This is a genomic window from Agromyces flavus, from assembly GCF_900104685.1.
Lineage (GTDB): Bacteria > Actinomycetota > Actinomycetes > Actinomycetales > Microbacteriaceae > Agromyces > Agromyces flavus.
Window position 1 is genome coordinate 1,227,611 of record NZ_LT629755.1, and the last position, 18,055, is coordinate 1,245,665.

The window sequence follows — 18,055 nt, forward strand, 5'->3', positions numbered from 1 at the left end:
ACCATCCCGCCAGAATGGACGAGCACCTATGTTTGGAAACGCCTTCACCGGTTGGCACGCGCTGATCATCCTCTTGGTGATCCTGCTGCTGTTCGGTGCGCCGAAGCTTCCCGCGCTCGCGCGGAGCCTGGGCCAGTCGATGAAGATCCTCAAGAGCGAGGTCCGTTCCGAGGACGCCGAGGCGACCGACGGCACGGCGGCGAAGACCGAGGCTCCGGCCCAGTCGACCCCGCCTGCGGCTGCCGAGCCGACGACCACGCCGGCCGCGCCCGCCGACCAGGCCAAGCGCACGGACGCCGGCCCGAGCGCCTGACCCCGTGTCTGCCGTGAAGGATCGCGGCACCCGCAACCCCGAGAAGCGGATGTCGCTCGGGGAGCACCTGCTCGAACTGCGCAAGCGGCTGTTCATCTCCGCGATCGCGATCGTCGTCGGCATGGCCGCCGGCTGGGTGCTCACCGACCTGTTCGTGTGGCAGGCCATCCAGGAGCCGGTGAACCTCGTCGTCGAGGCGCAGCAGGGCACCGACGCCGCGAGCACCGGGATCATCTTCCCGACGATCTCGAGTGCGTTCGACCTGCGCCTGCAGATCGCGTTCACGCTGGGCATCGTCATCTCCGCTCCGGTGTGGCTCTACCAGGTCTTCGCGTTCCTCGTGCCCGGGTTGAGCTCGAAGGAGCGCAAGTACACCTTCGGCTTCTTCGCGACCGCGATCCCGCTCTTCTTCGCCGGCTGCGCGGCCGGCTGGTTCGTGCTGCCGAACATCGTCAAGCTCATGACGAGCTTCGTCCCCGAGGGGGCCGAGACGCTGCTCACGGCGAAGGAGTACATCGACTTCGTCCTGAAGCTGGTGGTCGCAATCGGCATCGCGTTCGTCCTGCCGGTCTTCATCGTGCTGCTCAACTTCGCCGGCGTCATCAGCGCGAGCTCGATCATCAAGTCGTGGCGGGTCGCCATCCTCGTGATCGTCCTGTTCACCGCCTTCGCGACGCCGTCGGCCGACGTGGTCTCCATGTTCATGCTGGCGCTGCCGATGATCGGGCTGTACTTCGCGGCGTACGGCATCGCGTTCCTGCACGACCGCCGAGTGGCCAAGCGCAATGAGCTGGAGTTCGGGACGGCTGTCTAGGCTGGAGGGGTGAAGAGCCTCTCACCGGCGGAGCGGTACGCCCTGTCGCGACAGCAGCAGCGGCAGCCCAGGCTGCAGGAGTTCGCCGCCGGCCTCTCGTTCGATCTCGACCCCTTCCAGCGTGCGGCGTGCGCCGCGCTCGACGACGGGCGCAGCGTGCTCGTCGCCGCGCCCACGGGCGCGGGCAAGACGGTCGTCGCCGAGTTCGCCGTGTACCTGGCCATGCAGTCCGGCGATCAGAAGGTCTTCTACACGACGCCGATCAAGGCGCTGTCGAACCAGAAGTACCAGGAGTTCGTCGACACCTGGGGCGCGCGCAACGTCGGCCTGCTCACGGGCGACACGAACATCAACTCGGGCGCCCGCATCGTCGTCATGACGACCGAGGTGCTCCGGAACATGCTCTACGCCGACTCGCCGCTGCTCGACCGGCTCGCCTACGTGGTCATGGACGAGGTGCACTATCTCGCCGACCGGTTCCGCGGCGCCGTGTGGGAGGAGGTGATCATCCACCTTCCCGAGGCGGTGCGTCTGGTCTCACTGAGCGCCACGGTGTCGAACGCCGAGGAGTTCGGCGACTGGCTGCAGGCGGTCCGGGGTGAGACCGACGTGATCGTCTCGGAGCAGCGACCCGTCCCGCTCGAGCAGCACGTGCTGGTGGGTGCGAAGCTCGTCGACCTGTTCGACTCGTCGGGCCAGGCGGCGACGCACCGGGTCAATCCAGAGCTGCAACGACTCGCGCGCGCGGGCGGGCGCTCCATCCAGGGCCGCTCCCAGCGCGGGCGACGCGGGAGCGATCGCGGACGGTTCCATGGACCGGGCGGCGGCCTCGGCGGCGGCCGCGCCGAGCGACCCGAGGTCGTCGAACTGCTCCGCGGCAAGCACCTGCTGCCCGCCATCGTGTTCATCTTCTCGCGGGCCGGGTGCGACCAGGCGGTCCGGCAGGTGCTCCGCAGCGGCATCCGGCTGACCGACGCCGTCGAGCGCGACGAGATCCGCGCGATCGTCGAGGAGCGGGCGCGGATGCTGCGCGACGAGGACCTCGCGGTGCTCGGCTACTGGGAGTGGCTCGAGGGGCTCCAGCGCGGCGTCGCCGCCCACCACGCCGGCATGCTGCCGACGTTCAAGGAGGTCGTCGAGGACCTGTTCCAGCGCAAGCTGCTGAAGGTCGTCTTCGCGACCGAGACGCTCGCGCTCGGCGTGAACATGCCGGCTCGCTCGGTCGTGCTCGAGAAGCTGGAGAAGTTCAACGGCGAGGCACGGGTTCCCATCACTCCGGGGGAGTACACGCAGCTCACCGGCCGCGCCGGACGCCGCGGCATCGACGTCGAAGGGCACTCGGTCATCCAGTGGGTCGACGGCCTCGATCCGGAGTCGGTCGCCTCGCTCGCCTCGCGGCGGAGCTACCCGCTGAACTCGAGCTTCAACCCCACGTACAACATGGCCGTGAACCTGGTCGACCAGTTCGGCCGTGAGCGCACGCGACAGGTGCTCGAACTGTCGTTCGCGCAGTTCCAGGCCGACCGAGCGGTGGTCGATCTGGCCCGGACCCTGCGCAAGCAGGAGGAGTCGATGGCCGGGTACGAGCAGGCGATGCGCTGCCACCTCGGCGACTTCGGCGAGTACTTCTCGATCCGCCGGCGGATCGGCGAGCTCGAGCGCCAGCAGGCGAAGGGCAATCCCACGCACGCCCAGCGCGAGCGCATGCAGCGCGAGCTCGCAGCGGAACGCAAGCGATTGCGCGCGCATCCCTGCCACGGGTGCGCCGAGCGCGAGCAGCATGCGCGGTGGGCCGAGCGGTGGTGGCGGCTGAAGCGCGACCACGACGACCTGTCCCGGCAGATCCGGACGCGCACCGGCCAGGTCGCGAAGCGATTCGACCGTGTCGCCGAGGTGTTGCAGGAGCTCGGCTACCTCGAGTCCGACGGGCGGGGCGGACTGGCCTCCACGGCGGCCGGCCGCACGCTCAAGCGCATCTACGGCGAACGGGATCTCCTCGTCGCGGAATCATTGCGACGCGGCCTGTGGGATCGGCTCGACGTGCCGTCGATCGCCGCGATGGCGGTCGCGCTCGTCTACGAGCCGCGACGCGACGAACGCGGGATGCAGTTCCGGCTGCCGAAGGGGCCGTTCCGCGAGGCGTTCGAGCGCACGACCGACGCGTGGAGCGAGCTCGACGACGTCGAGCGCGATCACCGGCTGCCGGGCAGCGAGCAGCCATCGCCGGCCCTCGCGTCGGCGATGCACGCCTGGGCGCGCGGCGTCGGCCTGGGCGCGATCCTCGCCGACACCGAGCTCGCGGCCGGCGACTTCGTCCGGCTCGCCAAGCAGGTCATCGACCTGCTCGACCAGGTGTCGATCGTGGCGGAGGCCGAGCTCGGCGCCACCGCACGCGCCGCGATCGACGCCGTCCGCCGCGGCGTGGTGGCGTACGGGGCGGCGGCGTGAGCGCGGCTCCGCCACGGCCCGATGACGCGGCGTCCGTGCGCGCCCGCGTCCCCTCCCGCACCCTGCTGCCGCTTCCGCTCTGGGCGGCGTTGCTCGTCTCGGCGCTCGGCGGGTTCGTCTACGACCTCGGCTTCCCGGGCGCGAGCGTCTGGCCGCTCGCGTTCGTCGGAATCGCCATGGCGCTCGTGAGCCTGATCGGCCGATCCTCCTGGGCCGCCTTCCACGTCGGCCTGGTGTTCGGTCTCGCGTTCTACCTCACGCACGTGTCGTGGACGTCGTTGTACCTCGGTCCGATCCCGTGGCTCGCGCTGTCGATCCTCGAGTCGCTCTTCGTCGCTGGGGGCGCCGTGCTGATCGCGCTCGCATACCGCTGGATGCCGCGCGCGACCCGTTCCCGTTGGTCGCAGCTCGTGCTGCTGCCGCTCCTGGTGGCGGGGCTGTGGGTGCTGCGCGAGACCGCGTCGGGCACGCTGCCGTACACCGGCTTCCCGTGGGGCCGGGCCGCGCTGAGCCAGTCCGAGAGCCCGTTCGCCGATGTGGTGTCGTGGGTCGGCTTCTCGGGTCTGAGCTTCGTCATGGTGGCGATCGTCGCGGGCGTCATCGAGTGGGTGCGCATCCGCGGATGGCGCGACCTGCGCACCGGCATCCCGGTCGCGGCGCTCCTCGTCGTGGCGATCGTGGTTCCGTCCTGGCAGACGAGCCCGACCGGCAAGCTGCGCGTGGCGAGCGTGCAGGGGAACGGCCCATCCGGGTACTTCGATGAACGATCCCAGGGCGACGTGCTCGCGGCGCAGCTCGATGCGACCGAGCCGATCCTCGACGAACCGGGTGTCGATGTGCTGCTGTGGCCCGAGGGCGGATCCGACATCGACCCGACACGGAGCGCCGACGCCGCTCGCGTCTTCGACGACCTGAGCGAACGGCTCGACGCCCCCGTGATCCTCAACACCGTCACGATCGACGAGGAGGCCGACGAGGAGCGGTTCTACAACACCTCGCTGCTGTGGAAGGCGGGGGAGGGCGCGGTGGACCGGTACTCGAAGCGCTACCCGGTTCCGTTCGGCGAGTACATCCCAGACCGGTGGTTCTACGAGGCGATCGTCCCCGAGCTCACCGGCCTCGTCCAGCGCGGCTACTCGCCCGGGACCGAACCGCCGGTCTTCGATCTCGACGGCACCGTGGCCGGACTCGCCATCTGCTTCGACGTGATCTACGACGGCGTGATCTGGGAGGGTGCCCGCGACGGCGCAGAGGTCTACCTGCTGCAGACCAACAACGCGGACTTCCGCGGCACGGATGAGAACCAGCAGCAGCTCGCGATCGCGCGGCTCCGCGCGATCGAGACGGGGCGCTCGGTGGTCAACATCTCGACCGTCGGCACGAGCCAGGTCATCGACCCGTCCGGTCGCACCATCGATTCGCTTCCGGCGTACGAGGCTGGCGCCATGGTCACCGATGTCGAGCTGCGAACGGGCATCACGCCCTCGGTCGCGCTCGGCGGCGTCATCCCGACCCTCATCGGGTTCGGCGCCCTCGCCGGACTCGTCGCGGCCGGGGTTCGCGGAGGGATGCGGAACGCCCCGCGTCGGAGCGGGTCCGAGCGGGGCGTCGACGGGGGAACGGCGACCTAGGCGCCGATCTTCTGCTGGCCGCGACGGGCCCGCAGGTAGTTCAGTCGCTCCTGGAGGATCTCCTCGAGCTCGGCGCGGGTGCGGCGCTCGAGCAGCATGTCCCAGTGCGTGCGAGCGACCTTCTCGCCCGAGCGATCGATCTCGACGGGCTTGGAGTCGACGAGCAGCACGGCGGAGTTGCCGCAGTGGCGGCACTCCCACGTCTCGGGGATCTCGGCCTCGGTCGAGAACACCATGGTCGTGTCGCGACCGCACGTCTCGCACTGGTATGTGTACTCGGCACGGTCGGCGAAGACGACGCCGTCCTCGCTCTGCAGGCTCTGCGCGCCGATTCGCATGCCCCGAAGGCTCCGGTCCGCCATGGCGTACTCCTCTCGATCGTTCATCAGGTATAAACGATCAAGCTGGGCATCTTCTTTCCGCGGCCTGATGTTTTGCCGGGGAACTCTCAGTTTTCCGAGATGATCCGCAGGGCCACGTCGGCTCGGTCGGTGACGAGGCCGTCGACGCCGAGGGCGAGCAGGCGCCGCATGTCCGCCTCGTCGTTGACGGTCCACACGTGGACCTCGACGCCGGCCGCGTGCGCCGCGGCGAGCAGTGCGGGGGAGAGCACCGCGATCCGCCCCAGCCGCTCGGGGATCTGCAACGCGCCGAGCCCCGCCGTCGCGCGTCGCATGAGCGCCGCATTGCGGGTGACGGAGGCCGCGCGCGCCCGGAGCACGGTCGCCTGACCGGCCGACGTGGCGGCCCGGGGGAGTGCGGCGACGAGGCGTCGACGGCGGGCGTCCGAGAACGACGTGAGCAGGACGCGGTCGGCGGCGTCCGCACGGCGGATCGCCTCGATCACGGCGGGCACCGCGGCATCCGTCTTGACGTCGATGTTCAGGCGCGCCTCGGGAAACGCGTGGAGCAGTTCGTCGAGCGTGCCGAACGCGTGGCCGCCGCCGAGGTCGACGCGTCGGAGCTCATCGACCGTGAGCCTCGAGACCTGTTCGGGCCGCGAGGCCACGCGCTTCAGGGTCGGATCGTGTGCGAGCACGGCGGCCCCGTCGGCGCTGACGTGCACGTCGGTCTCGAGGTAGGTCGCGCCCGCGCGAACCGCCCGTTCGAACGCGGCGAGCGTGTTCTCGGGCACGTCGATCGCCAGCCCGCGGTGTGCGAGCACCCGCGGCCGGGGCGGCTCGAACCAGTGCGAGGTCACCGGCGGGTCGGGGTCAGGCGAGCCCGCCGGGTCGTGGGACGCCGCCCGATTCGGTTCCGCCGATGGCGTCGCCGTTCGGCGTGAAGGCGCGGCCGATGCCCTTGAGCGCCTCGGTGAGCTCGCTCGGGATGATCCAGAGCTTGTTCGACGCGCCCTCGGCGAGCTGCGGCAGCATCTGCAGGTACTGGTATCCGAGCAGCTTGGGATCGGCGTCGCCCTTGTGGATGGCGTCGAAGACCGTGAGGATCGCCTCGGCCTCGCCCTGCGCGCGCAGCACCGCGGCCTTCGCGTCGCCCTCGGCCTTCAGGATCGCCGCCTGCCGCTCGCCCTCGGCGGTGAGGATCGCGGACTGCTTCGTTCCCTCGGCGGTGAGGATCAGCGCACGGCGGTCGCGTTCTGCGCGCATCTGCTTCTCCATCGAGTCCTGGATGGAGAGGGGCGGGTCGATGGCCTTGAGCTCGACGCGCGACACGCGGATGCCCCACTTGCCGGTCGCCTCGTCGAGCACCACGCGCAACTGGCCGTTGATGTTGTCGCGAGAGGTCAGGGCCTCCTCGAGGTTGAGTCCGCCGACCACGTTGCGCAGGGTCGTGGTCGTCAGCTGCTCGACGGCGCCGAGGTAGTTCGCGATCTCGTACGTCGCGGCCCGGGCATCCGTGACCTGGAAGTAGACGACCGTGTCGATCGACACGACGAGATTGTCTTCGGTGATGACCGGCTGAGGCGGGAAGGACACGACCTGCTCGCGCATGTCGACGAGCGGCCGGAGGCGGTCGATGAACGGCACGAGGATGTTGAGACCGGGCGTGAGCGTCTTGTGGTAGCGGCCGAGGCGCTCGACCACGCCGGCGTAGGCCTGCGGGATGATCCGGATCGACCTCGCGATGACGACGATCACGAAGATCGTGATCGCCGCGACGGCGATCACGGTGATGATGGGTCCGACGTCGTTCACGCCTCTGAGCTCCTCTCCACCGGGACGACGACCGCCGTCGCCCCGTCGATGCCGGTTACGAGCACGCGCTCGCCCACCGCGACATCCGCCTGCTCGGTGATCGGGGACAGCCTCGCCGTCCACACGTCGCCGTTCTGCAGCTTGACCTGTCCACCCGAGGCGGTCACCGTCCGGAGCACCGCGCCGTCGGCGCCGATGAGCGCGTCGATGTTGCTCCGTGCCGGATCGCCCCCGCGACGGAGCCGGCGCAGCAGCGGCGGCCGCAGCACGAGGATGAGCGCGACGGCGACGACGGCCGCGATGAGGAACTGCGCCCACCACGGGATGCCCAGCAGGCCCGAGAGCAGCCCGGCCACGCTGCCCAGCGCGAGCATGAGGAACGTCATCTCGAGGGTGAACACCTCGATGGTCGCGAACACCAGGATCAGTACGACCCAGGCGATCCACGCGTACTGCGTCAGCACATCCAATTCGACTCCTTCGGGGCCTGTCACGAACCTATCAGCGGCAGGCCCGCCGGCGGGGGAGTTGGTAGTCTCGGTGCGGCGCGCGGGAGCGCGCCCCCGCGACATCCGCACCACATGAGGAGCCCATCGTGACCAACCCGCTCGCACCCGGATCGCTCGACGGTCGCGTCGCCCTCGTCACGGGGTCCTCCCGCGGCATCGGCGCCGACACCGCCCGCTACCTCGCCGAGGCCGGGGCGGCGGTCGTGATCAACTACCGCAGCAAGGCGCCGCGTGCCGAGAAGATCGCCGGCGAGATCACCGCCGCAGGCGGCCGCGCGATCGCCGTGGGCGCCGACCTGACCGACGCCGCTTCGGTGCAGGCCATGTTCGAGCGGGCCGTCGCCGAGCTCGGGCCGATCGACGTGCTCGTGCTCAACGCGTCCGGCGGCATGGAGACCGGCATGGGCGAGGACTACGCCATGCGCCTCAACCGCGACGCCCAGGTCAACGTCGTCGACAACGCGCTGCCGCACCTCGCGGATGGCGCCCGTATCGTCTTCGTGACCAGCCACCAGGCGCACTTCATCCGCACCACTCCCACCATGACCGAGTACGAGCCGGTCGCACTCTCCAAGCGCGCCGGCGAGGACGCCCTGCGCGCGAAACTGACGGAGTTCGACGCGAAGGGCGTCGAGTTCGTCGTCGTCTCGGGCGACATGATCGAGGGAACGATCACCGCCACGCTGCTCGAACGTGCGAACCCCGGCGCGATCGCCGCGCGCAAGGAGGACGCCGGTCGCCTGTACAACGTGGCGGAGTTCGCCGCCGAGGTGGCGTCGGCCGCCGTCGAGCCGATCCCCGCCGACCACACGCGCTACGTCGGCGACACGTCGGGATTCACGCCCGAGTAGTCGCAGCGAGGCGCATGCGAACGGGGCCGGTCGGAATCATCCGCCGGCCCCGTTCGCGTAGGAGGACGGCTCAGCTCGACAGCTGCATGCCGCGTCCGAACGTGAACGCGCGAACGATCTGGACGATGCCCAGGACGATGAGTGCGATGCCGAGGACCCAGAACAGGATCACGACACCCCACACCGGCGAGAACAGCAGCACGATGCCGGCGATGATGCTCAGGATGCCGAAGAAGATGCTCCAGCCCCTCGACGACGAGCTGCCGGACTGGGCGAGCGCGACGGCACCCTCGATGATCCAGAGGATGCCGATGAGCACGCCGAGGAAGATGCCGATCACCACGGCGCTGTCGCTCGGGCTGCTCAGCATCAGCACGCCGCCGATCACGAACAGCACGCCGAGGATGATGTCGAGCGCCCTGGCGCCGCCCGAGATGCCCCTCGAGAAGATGCCGAGGCCGACGTAGGCGAGCCCGGCGATCACGAAGTAGATGCCGAGCAGCACGGTGAGGAAGATGGCCGCGTTCTTCGGCCAGAACGTGATGAAGATGCCCGCGAGGAGGGCGAGCACGCCCGTCACGCCGAGCGCGACGCGGATCGTGTTGACCGCCGACTTGGTCAGCTCGGCGGAATCGAACGAGAACGCGGCGAAGGTACTGCTGGACTGCGGGGTGGACATCCGACGACTCCTTCCGGCGCGCGCTCCGCGCGCTCGCGATCAGGGTATTGCCCTCGGGGCGGAAGCGCGGGGAGCCTTTCGTCCCGCGGAGGGCGTGTCGCGTGACGTCGCCCCTCATCGCGCGCAGGCGGGGGGTCGCAGGACTCGCCGCGCGCTCCACGTCAAGCCCACGGGCGGCGACGGCCGGATCCTCCGATCGTGCGCCAGACTGGGACGTCCGATTCGAGCAGGGGAGTCGCGTGACCGGACTGAGGCAGAGGATGCAGGAGATCGCGCGCGAGCGCTTCGGATGGACCGCGCTCAAGCCCGGGCAGGCCGAGGCGATCCAGGCGGTCGTCGCGGGACGCGATGTGCTGGTCGTGATGCCGACGGGATACGGCAAGTCCGCCGTGTACCAGGTCGCCGCGCACCTGCTGGACGGTCCCACGCTCGTGATCTCGCCGCTCATCGCGCTGCAGGCCGACCAGGTGCGCCACCTCGAGCGCGCGTCCGGCGAGGGTTCGGCCGTCGCCGTGAACTCGTCGCACACCGATCGCGCCAACGAGCGCTCATGGGAGGCCGTCGCGTCGGGCGAGGCCGAGTTCGTCTTCCTCGCCCCTGAGCAGCTCGCGAAGCCCGAGGTGGTCGATGAGCTCGCAACGCTGGGCGTCTCGCTCGTGGTGGTCGACGAGGCGCACTGCGTCTCCTCGTGGGGTCACGACTTCCGTCCCGACTACCTGAGGCTCGGCGCAGCCATCGAGGCGCTCGGTCGCCCGCGCGTGGTGGCGCTCACCGCGACCGGGTCCGCGCCCGTGCGCGAGGAGATCATCGAGCGCCTCGGCCTGCGCGACCCGCGCGTGCTCGTCGGCGGTTTCGACCGGCCGAACATCCACCTCGCCGTGGTGCGTCACGAGGATCAGGCGGCGAAGGAGCGGGCGATCATCGAGACCGCGGTCGAGGCGGCACGACCCGCGCTCGTGTACGTCGCGACGCGCGCCGACACCGAGCGTTTCGCGGAGCGGTTCGGCGAGGAGGGGCTGCGCGCCGCCTTCTACCACGGCGGGATGCCCGCCCGAGCGCGCCGGCAGGTCCACGAGGCCTTCCTCGCCGACGAGATCGAGCTCGTGGTCGCGACGAGCGCCTTCGGGATGGGCGTCGACAAGCCGAACGTGCGCACGATCGTGCACGGCGACGTGACCGAGTCGATCGACGCGTACTACCAGGAGGTCGGGCGAGGCGGCCGGGACGGCGAGGCGACGGCGGCGACCCTGCACTACCGGCCCGAGGATCTCGGCCTTCGCGCGTTCTTCGCGTCGGGCCGGCCGCGCGAGGATCGCGTCCGGGCGGTCGCCGCGGCCCTCTCGGCCGGCGATGCGCCGCGCTCGGGCCGTGACGTCGCCGAGGCACTCGCCCTCCCGACGCGGGCGGTCACCGCCATCCTGAACATGCTGGTCGAGGCGGATGCCGCGACCGCGGTCGAGGGCGGCGTCCTCGTGCTGGGCGAGCTGCCCGGCGACACGGCGCTGGCCCTCGTCGACGAGGTCGTCGAGCGACGCCGCCGCATCGACGAGTCGCGGCTCGCGATGATCCGCGGCTATGCCGAGACCACCCGTTGCCGGCGTGCCTACCTTCTCGAGTACTTCGGCGACGCGGTCACTGCGCCGTGCGGCAACTGCGACACCTGCGACCGCGGCTCGGCGTACGAGTCCGACGAGGGTGGCGCCGAGGGGGAGTATCGGCTCGACCAGGCCGTCCGCCACCGCGAATGGGGCGACGGCCGGGTCATGAGCATCGAGCCCGACCGCATCACCGTGTTCTTCGACGAGGAGGGCTACCGGGTGCTGTCGCTCGCCGCCGTGCGCGAGGGCGGACTGCTGACTGCGTCCTGACCGTCGGGTCGGTGCCGCTCGATCCAGTCGTCGATGCGCTCCCATTCGCGCATGAGCCAGTCGGTGCGCGCCTCATGGTCCGCGGGGATCGACGCGCGCGGCACGTTCCAGAAGCGCATCACGATGACCTTGTCGGTGGGCAGCTCGCGCCACACGTCGACGACCGTGCGGATGCGATCCAGCCCGGTGTGAGCGACGAAGAACACGTCGGCGTCGATCGCGGCGTCGATCGCGGCGAAGAAGCCCGCGGGTCGCGGTGCCATGACGTTCTGCAGGCGCGCGGCACGGTCGGCGGCTGCGGACAGGCCGGCCGCACGGAGCCTGTCGATGGCGCGCCGGCGGCGCCGCTCGGTGAAGTTGCCGCCCTCGGGGAAGATCACGAGGGCGTCGCGCGGCCCCATGTCGCTCGCGAGGTCGCGGATGCGGTCGGGAAGATCGCGATCGCGCGGTCGCCGGCGCCCGGGGGCCGGCGGCGGCGCGATGAACCGGTTCGGCAGCCGATTGAGCACCACGTCGATCGCCGGATCCCACTGCAGCGTATCCTTGAGCACGATCCGCGGTGAGCGTTCGAACCAGTGGAACACCGCGTGGATGAGGACGAACGAGTCGCCCGGTCCGGCGTGGCGACTCGCGATGATCCGAGGTCGATCGTCGTCGTGGAAGCCTTCGGGGACGCGCACGTCGATGTCGAGCCGGAGCACCCAGTACGCGTTCCAGAAGAGGAACTCGAGCATCCTCGCCACCAGTCGGTAGTGCAGGTGGCGGAAGCGCGGCGTGTGGATGCGCCATCCGAATCCCGATGCGATCCACAGCGCGAACAACGCGACGAGGGCCGCAGCATCCCACAGCAGGTAGAGGTACCCCATCCAGAGCAGCCTCGGCGTCCTCAGCCGCGGTTCGATGAAGATCGACAGCGCGATTGCGATCACGAGCCATGCCGGCAGCAGCGCGGTCGCGGCGAGTGCCGCGGCGACGACGAGCGGCGCCAGGATGAGCCGACGCACCCACACCGGCGGGACGCGCATCAGCTCCGGATCCCGTGCGGCGCCGGTTTCGCCAGGCCTTCGTGTTCGAGGTAGGCGCAGGTCGCGTGATAGGCCCCGTCGATGCGTCGGCGGACGGCGTCCGGCGTGACGTTCCGAGCGATGCGGTTCTCGCGCTCGGTGGCCACTCCCGTCGGCAGCACGTGGAGGCGGACCCCCGCGGGCAGCGACGCGGAGTCGCGCGCGAAGCGGTGCCTCCGCGCGATCTCGAAGGCCACGCGGGCGTTGTCGAGCTGGTGTCGTGGCGCGGCGAGCGGGAACTCGATCCGACCAACCTGCAGCACGTGGATCTCGGTGGCTCCGGCTGCGGCCGCCTCGCTGATCGGGATGGAGTTCACGATCCCGCCGTCGAGGAAGTGCTCGCCGTCGATCTCGACCGCGGGGAACACGCCCGGCAGCGCAGCGGAGGCCAGCACGGCCGGGATCAGCGCGCCCTCGCTGAACCAGTGCTCGGCTGCTCGTTCGATGCTCGCGGCGCAGCAGCGGAACTCGACTTCGAGGTCGGCGAAGGTGCGTGCCGTCGGCAGGCCGGTCTTCAGCAGGCGCAGGAGGGGGCCGGTCGACATGACATGCGTCCGCCCGGGCCTGATCCCCGCCCCATTGGTCAGCGCCCTTGCCTCGCGCGACGTCCAGGCCCGCTCCAGCCGGGCGACGCTGAGATCCACGCCGGCGGCGATGATCGCGCCGTTGATCGCGCCGATCGATGTGCCGACGATCAGATCGGGGCGGACCGCGCGCTCGAGCAGCGAGCGCAGCATTCCGACCTGCACGGCGCCCAGCACGCCGCCCCCACCGAGCACGAACGCCACCTTCGCCGAGCCCATGGCGCCATTCTCCCACCGGGGTGTCCGCCCGGCGAGTGACGTTCGACCCGCCTCGCGGCGAACCGCATCGGAGGTGGACATCGCCGTGTGGAGGTGGCACGATCACCCACGTGAGCAGCAGTCCCGACTCGCGCGCGCCGCAGCTCGACGACCTCGTCCGCCTGCGGCGCGTCCGCGACCGGATCGACCGCGAGTACGCACAGCCGCTGGATGTCGCGGCGCTCGCCCGCGGCGCGAACATGTCGTCCGGGCACCTGAGCCGGCAGTTCCGACTCGCCTACGGCGAGTCGCCGTACTCCTACCTCATGACGCGTCGCATCGAACGGGCGATGGCGCTCCTGCAGCGGGGCGACCTGAGCGTGACGGACGTGTGCTTCGCGGTCGGCTGCTCGTCGCTGGGCACCTTCAGCACCCGGTTCACCGAACTCGTCGGCGTGCCGCCGAGCGTCTACCAGCGTCAGGCACGTCAGCCCACCGATGGTGTTCAGTCGGTCGTGGCCGGCGTGCCGTCCGTCCTCGCCAAGCGGGTCGCGCGTCCGGTCAGGAATCGAGAAGCGACCGCCGGGGGGCGCCGATAGCGTGACGGGCATGGACATCACGATTCAGTACACGTTCCTCCCGCACACCGACCCCGAGGCCTCGCTCTCCTTCTACCGCGACGTCCTCGGGTTCGAGGTGCGCAACGACGTCGGATACGAGGGCATGCGGTGGATCACCGTCGGACCGACCGGCCAGCCCGGGACATCCGTCGTGCTGTACCCGCCCACTGCCGACCCGGGCGTCACCGAGGACGAGGGGCGCACGATCGCCGAGATGATGGCGAAGGGCACGTTCGCGAGCATCGTCCTCGCCACGCCCGACGTCGACGGCACGTTCGAGCAGGTGCAGGCCAGCGGCGCCGAGGTCGCACAGGAGCCGATCGACCAGCCCTACGGCGTGCGCGACTGCGCATTCCGCGACCCGGCGGGCAACATGGTCAGGATCCAGGAGCCGCGCTGATCCCGCACGATCACGAGACGACCACGACGGAGGGTGCCGTTCCGGTGACGCACGAAGCAGACCGCCACGACCTCATCCGCGTGCAGGGCGCACGCGAGAACAACCTCAAGGACATCTCCCTCGAGATCCCGAAGCGCCGGCTCACGGTGTTCACCGGGGTCTCGGGTTCGGGCAAGAGCTCGCTCGTGTTCGAGACGATCGCGGCCGAGTCGCAGCGGATGATCAACGAGACGTACAGCGCGTTCGTGCAGGGGTTCATGCCGTCGCTGGCACGGCCCGACGTGGACCTGCTCGAGGGGCTCACGACGGCGATCATCGTCGACCAGGAACGGATGGGATCGAACGCGCGGTCGACGGTCGGCACCGCGACCGACGCCAACGCGATGCTGCGCATCCTCTTCAGCCGGCTCGGCGAGCCGCACATCGGCTCGCCGCAGGCGTTCTCGTTCAACATCCCGTCGGTCAGCGGGAGCGGTTCGATGACGATCGAACGCGGCTCCACGAGCACGGCCGTCGAGCGCACCTTCACGCAGCTCGGCGGCATGTGCCCCCGCTGCGAGGGCATGGGAACCGTTTCCGACCTGGATCTCTCCGAACTCTTCGACGAGACGAAGTCGCTCCGCGAGGGCGCGATCACGGTGCCCGGCTACACGGCCGACGGCTGGGGGACGAAGATCATCGGCGCCGTGGTTCCAGCGGACGTGCCGATCTCCGAGTTCTCCGACGCGCAGCGCCACGACTTCCTCTACGCGGAACCGCGCAAGGTCAAGGTCAACGGCATCAACCTCACGTACGAGGGTCTCGTCCCGAAGATCCAGAAGTCGATGCTCTCGAAGGACGTCGACGCCATGCAGCCGCACATCCGCGCGTTCGTGGAACGCGCGGTCACGTTCACGCCCTGCCCCGAGTGCGGCGGCACGCGCCTGAACGCACCGGCCCGGTCATCGAAGATCGCGGGGGTCAGCATCGCCGACGCCTGCGCCATGCAGATCAGCGACCTCGCCGAGTGGGTTCGAGCGCTCGACGAGCCATCCGTCACGCCGCTTCTCACCGGTCTCGGCCAGATCCTGGACTCGTTCGTCGAGGTCGGCCTCGGGTACCTCTCGCTCGACCGGCCGTCGGGAACGCTGTCGGGCGGTGAGGCGCAGCGCACGAAGATGATCCGGCACCTGGGCTCGTCGCTGACGGATGTCACGTACGTGTTCGACGAGCCCACGATCGGGCTGCACCCCCACGACATCCAGCGCATGAACGACCTGCTGCGGCGACTGCGCGACAAGGGGAACACCGTGCTCGTCGTCGAGCACAAGCCCGAGGCGATCGTCATCGCCGATCACGTGGTCGACCTCGGGCCCGGGGCCGGGACCGCCGGCGGCACGATCTGCTTCGAGGGGACCGTGGACGCGCTGCGGGCGAGCGGCACGCTCACGGGTCGCCATCTCGACGACCGCGCGAGGCTCAAGGAATCGGTCCGGACGCCGAAGGGCGCACTCGAGGTGCGCGGGGCGACGGCGAACAACCTGCGGAACGTCGACGTCGACCTGCCCCTCGGCGTGCTGACCGTGGTCACGGGCGTCGCGGGTTCGGGCAAGAGCTCGCTGATCCACGGCTCGGTGTCCGGGCGCGACGGCGTGGTCTCGATCGACCAGGGAGCGATCCGCGGTTCGCGCCGGAGCAACCCGGCGACGTACACCGGGCTGCTCGACCCCATCCGCAAGGCGTTCGCGAAGGCCAACGGCGTGAAGCCCGCGCTGTTCAGCGCCAACTCCGAGGGCGCGTGCCCGAACTGCAACGGCGCCGGCGTGGTCTTCACCGATCTCGGCCCCATGGCCACGGTCGCCTCGACCTGCGAGGTCTGCGAGGGCCGGCGGTTCGACGCGTCGGTGCTCGAGTACCGCCTGGGGGGTCGCGACATCAGCGAGGTCCTCGCGATGCCGGTGCTGCAAGCCGAGGAGTTCTTCGCGACAGGTGAGGCCCGGCTCCCGGCCGCGCATGCCATCCTGAGCCGCCTCGCCGACGTGGGCCTCGGCTACGTCTCCCTCGGACAGCCGTTGACCACGCTCTCGGGCGGCGAGCGGCAGCGCCTGAAGCTCGCGACGCACCTGGGGGAGCGGGGCGGCGTGATCGTCCTCGACGAACCCACGACGGGACTCCATCTCGCGGACGTCGAGCAGCTGCTGGCACTGCTCGACCGTCTCGTGGACTCGGGCAAGTCGGTCATCGTGATCGAGCATCACCAGGCGGTCATGGCCCACGCCGACTGGATCATCGACCTCGGACCCGGCGCCGGTCACGACGGTGGCCGCGTCGTCTTCGAAGGGACGCCGGCCGACCTGGTCGCCGCCCGCTCGACGTTGACGGGCGAGCACCTGGCCGAGTACGTCGGCGCGGTCGCTTCCGTGTGAGGACGCGGAGTCGACACCAGAACTGGGGAGGGTGAGGTTCCCTCAGGAACACTACGCTTCGGGTGGTCGCACGTCCGCGTCGACACGAAGGTGGTGCTGTCATGCGCAACTCGACTGAGCAGGAACCACGGCGTTCACGATGGATCGGCGGGGGTGCAGTGATCGTTGCGGCGCTGGCACTGGCTGCATTCTCGACCACACCCGCGGCCGCGGCGGCGGGCGGCCCCGAAACCGTCACCGATGACTACGAATCCGTGAACTGGTCCTGCGGGTACCCGATGCAGATCGAGGGGACCTCGACCTCGACGTTCCGCGAACGGTCGGACCCGCACGGGGGCGACCGAACCCTCTCGTACGAGCGCTTCGAGTATCACGAGACCTGGACGAACGAGGACGGCGAGAAGTTCAGCATCTCCGGGAGAGCGCTCCAGAAGGACCTGAAGGTCACGCCGCTCGGTGGTTCCCTCTACCAGGTCACCGCGCAGCTCTCGGGCCAGAGAGGGGTGGTGATGGCCGGGGATGAGGTTCTCGCCCGCGACCGTGGCCTCGTTCGGTTCACGTTCACGCACGACATCGAAACCGGCGCGAGGGAGTTCCTCGGCGTTCGGTTCAACGGCCCCCACCCCGGATTCGAAACCGATCTCTGCAAGATCGTCGCACCCGTCGTCGGCACGGCGTCGGCCGAGTTCCACACACCACGCCCGCTCGGCACGACCGAGGCGTCGATGGGCTATTACGAGTACCTTCCGCCCTCGTACGGCGAGGTCGGGGGAGGCAGCCCGCTGCTCGTCGTCGCGAACGGATACGGCGAGAACGGCGACGGGTCGGCCGAGGGGCTCGACCGCCTGTTGTTCACCGGCATTCCGCGATTCATCGACGTGGGCGGATGGCCGCTCGACCGTCCGCTCGTGGTGCTCTCGACCCAGCACATCGAGCAGCCGCCGGGGCTCGGTCCCGTCTGCGAGGACGTGCCGTGGTTCGGCTCGTGCGTCATGCAGCTCCAGCACGACCTCGGGCATCCGCCGGTGTCGCCCTGCACGACGCCGGACGAGCTCCGCGACTTCATCGAGTTCGCCACCGGCCGGTACGACGTCGATCCCGACCGCGTGTACCTCACCGGCCTGTCCTGCGGTGCGTTCGGGACCTGGGAGTACTTGGCCGAGTTCGGCGACGACCAGGTCGCAGCCGCCGTACCCATCGCGGGAGAGGGCCGCCCTGCCTGGGCGACGAGCGCATGCGCGCTGGGCGACGTCGCGATCTGGGCGATCCACGGCGAGCTCGACCCCGACGTGAATCCCGCCGGCAGCATCGAGCCCATCACGTCCCTCAGCGGATGTGCCGGGGTCGCGCCGGAGCGCGCGAAGCTGTCGATCTACCCCGGCCTCGGGCACGACGGCTGGGATCAGGCCTACAGCGGCAGCGAGGGCGACGACATCTACTCGTGGATGCTCGGGTTCACCCGGGACTGAGCCATAAGGGGAGCGGAGGAAGTTCTCCACATCTGCGCGCAAGTTG

The 18,055-nt window shown here is 70.0% G+C and carries 17 protein-coding genes; 10 read left to right on the forward strand and 7 right to left on the reverse strand.

Annotated features, from left to right (window positions below; genetic code table 11):
* Positions 1 to 28: 28 nt before the first annotated feature.
* Genes tatA through lnt form a run of 4 tightly spaced genes read left to right on the forward strand, consistent with a single transcriptional unit; the run spans position 29 to position 5,206 of the window.
* Entirely contained in the window at positions 29 to 313 is a 285-nt protein-coding gene (gene tatA / locus BLT99_RS05805) for a Sec-independent protein translocase subunit TatA (RefSeq protein ID WP_092670064.1), read from the forward strand.
* A 49-nt stretch (positions 314 to 362) separates the two neighbouring features.
* Positions 363 to 1,127 carry a twin-arginine translocase subunit TatC gene (gene tatC / locus BLT99_RS05810; RefSeq protein ID WP_092670066.1) on the forward strand — a complete coding sequence of 255 codons (765 nt, stop codon included), beginning with the start codon at positions 363 to 365 and terminating at the stop codon, positions 1,125 to 1,127.
* 9 nt (positions 1,128 to 1,136) lie between these two features.
* Entirely contained in the window at positions 1,137 to 3,575 is a 2,439-nt protein-coding gene (locus BLT99_RS05815; protein ID WP_092670068.1) for a DEAD/DEAH box helicase, read from the forward strand.
* Positions 3,572 to 5,206: an apolipoprotein N-acyltransferase gene (lnt, locus tag BLT99_RS05820; RefSeq protein WP_229724813.1), complete on the forward strand. Its 1,635-nt coding sequence runs from the start codon at positions 3,572 to 3,574 to the stop codon at positions 5,204 to 5,206. The genes BLT99_RS05815 and lnt overlap by 4 nt, the downstream gene beginning before the upstream one ends.
* Here lnt and BLT99_RS05825 read toward each other — a convergent pair.
* The 4 genes from BLT99_RS05825 to BLT99_RS05840 all read right to left on the reverse strand — a co-directional run bounded on the left by BLT99_RS05825 (position 5,203) and on the right by BLT99_RS05840 (position 7,826).
* Entirely contained in the window at positions 5,203 to 5,568 is a 366-nt protein-coding gene (locus BLT99_RS05825; protein WP_092675708.1) for an RNA polymerase-binding protein RbpA, read from the reverse strand. The two genes, lnt and BLT99_RS05825, sit on opposite strands and share 4 nt — an antisense overlap.
* A gap of 86 nt (positions 5,569 to 5,654) precedes the next feature.
* A complete protein-coding gene (locus BLT99_RS05830; RefSeq protein ID WP_092670072.1) occupies positions 5,655 to 6,407 on the reverse strand; it encodes a glycerophosphodiester phosphodiesterase family protein in 753 nt (250 codons plus the stop codon).
* A gap of 13 nt (positions 6,408 to 6,420) precedes the next feature.
* The gene (locus BLT99_RS05835) at positions 6,421 to 7,362 is read right to left on the reverse strand and encodes an SPFH domain-containing protein (RefSeq protein ID WP_092670074.1); all 942 of its coding nucleotides are present in this window, start codon (positions 7,360 to 7,362) and stop codon (positions 6,421 to 6,423) included.
* On the reverse strand, positions 7,359 to 7,826 hold the full coding sequence (locus BLT99_RS05840; RefSeq protein WP_229724842.1) for an NfeD family protein: 468 nt from the start codon (positions 7,824 to 7,826) through the stop codon (positions 7,359 to 7,361). Before BLT99_RS05840 ends, BLT99_RS05835 begins: the two co-directional genes overlap by 4 nt.
* A 131-nt stretch (positions 7,827 to 7,957) precedes the next feature.
* Here BLT99_RS05840 and BLT99_RS05845 point away from each other — a divergent pair, with 131 nt between their 5' ends.
* A complete protein-coding gene (locus BLT99_RS05845) occupies positions 7,958 to 8,722 on the forward strand; it encodes an SDR family oxidoreductase (RefSeq protein WP_092670078.1) in 765 nt (254 codons plus the stop codon).
* Between the two features lie 70 nt (positions 8,723 to 8,792).
* Here BLT99_RS05845 and BLT99_RS05850 read toward each other — a convergent pair whose 3' ends face one another.
* Complete coding sequence (locus BLT99_RS05850; RefSeq protein WP_092670080.1) at positions 8,793 to 9,401, reverse strand: HdeD family acid-resistance protein; 609 nt, start codon at positions 9,399 to 9,401, stop codon at positions 8,793 to 8,795.
* Positions 9,402 to 9,640: 239 nt separating this feature from the next.
* Here BLT99_RS05850 and BLT99_RS05855 point away from each other — a divergent pair, with 239 nt between their 5' ends.
* The gene (locus tag BLT99_RS05855; protein WP_308209008.1) at positions 9,641 to 11,269 is read left to right on the forward strand and encodes a RecQ family ATP-dependent DNA helicase; all 1,629 of its coding nucleotides are present in this window, start codon (positions 9,641 to 9,643) and stop codon (positions 11,267 to 11,269) included.
* Here BLT99_RS05855 and BLT99_RS05860 read toward each other — a convergent pair.
* Together BLT99_RS05860 and BLT99_RS05865 are read right to left on the reverse strand one after the other, a co-directional pair.
* Positions 11,212 to 12,294 (reverse strand): 1-acyl-sn-glycerol-3-phosphate acyltransferase, encoded by a 1,083-nt coding sequence (locus BLT99_RS05860; protein WP_092670084.1) that lies wholly within the window; start codon positions 12,292 to 12,294, stop codon positions 11,212 to 11,214. The two genes, BLT99_RS05855 and BLT99_RS05860, sit on opposite strands and share 58 nt — an antisense overlap.
* On the reverse strand, positions 12,294 to 13,136 hold the full coding sequence (locus BLT99_RS05865) for a patatin-like phospholipase family protein (protein WP_092670086.1): 843 nt from the start codon (positions 13,134 to 13,136) through the stop codon (positions 12,294 to 12,296). Before BLT99_RS05865 ends, BLT99_RS05860 begins: the two co-directional genes overlap by 1 nt.
* A gap of 110 nt (positions 13,137 to 13,246) precedes the next feature.
* Here BLT99_RS05865 and BLT99_RS05870 point away from each other — a divergent pair, with 110 nt between their 5' ends.
* From BLT99_RS05870 to BLT99_RS05885, 4 genes are all read left to right on the forward strand, one after another.
* Positions 13,247 to 13,714, forward strand: coding sequence for a helix-turn-helix transcriptional regulator (locus BLT99_RS05870; RefSeq protein WP_092670088.1), 468 nt, complete (start codon positions 13,247 to 13,249; stop codon positions 13,712 to 13,714).
* A gap of 10 nt (positions 13,715 to 13,724) precedes the next feature.
* Positions 13,725 to 14,135 (forward strand): VOC family protein, encoded by a 411-nt coding sequence (locus tag BLT99_RS05875; protein ID WP_092670090.1) that lies wholly within the window; start codon positions 13,725 to 13,727, stop codon positions 14,133 to 14,135.
* 44 nt (positions 14,136 to 14,179) lie between these two features.
* A complete protein-coding gene (locus BLT99_RS05880) occupies positions 14,180 to 16,540 on the forward strand; it encodes an ATP-binding cassette domain-containing protein (protein ID WP_092670092.1) in 2,361 nt (786 codons plus the stop codon).
* A 278-nt stretch (positions 16,541 to 16,818) separates the two neighbouring features.
* Entirely contained in the window at positions 16,819 to 18,009 is a 1,191-nt protein-coding gene (locus BLT99_RS05885; RefSeq protein WP_157674942.1) for a carboxylesterase family protein, read from the forward strand.
* Positions 18,010 to 18,055 lie beyond the last annotated feature (46 nt).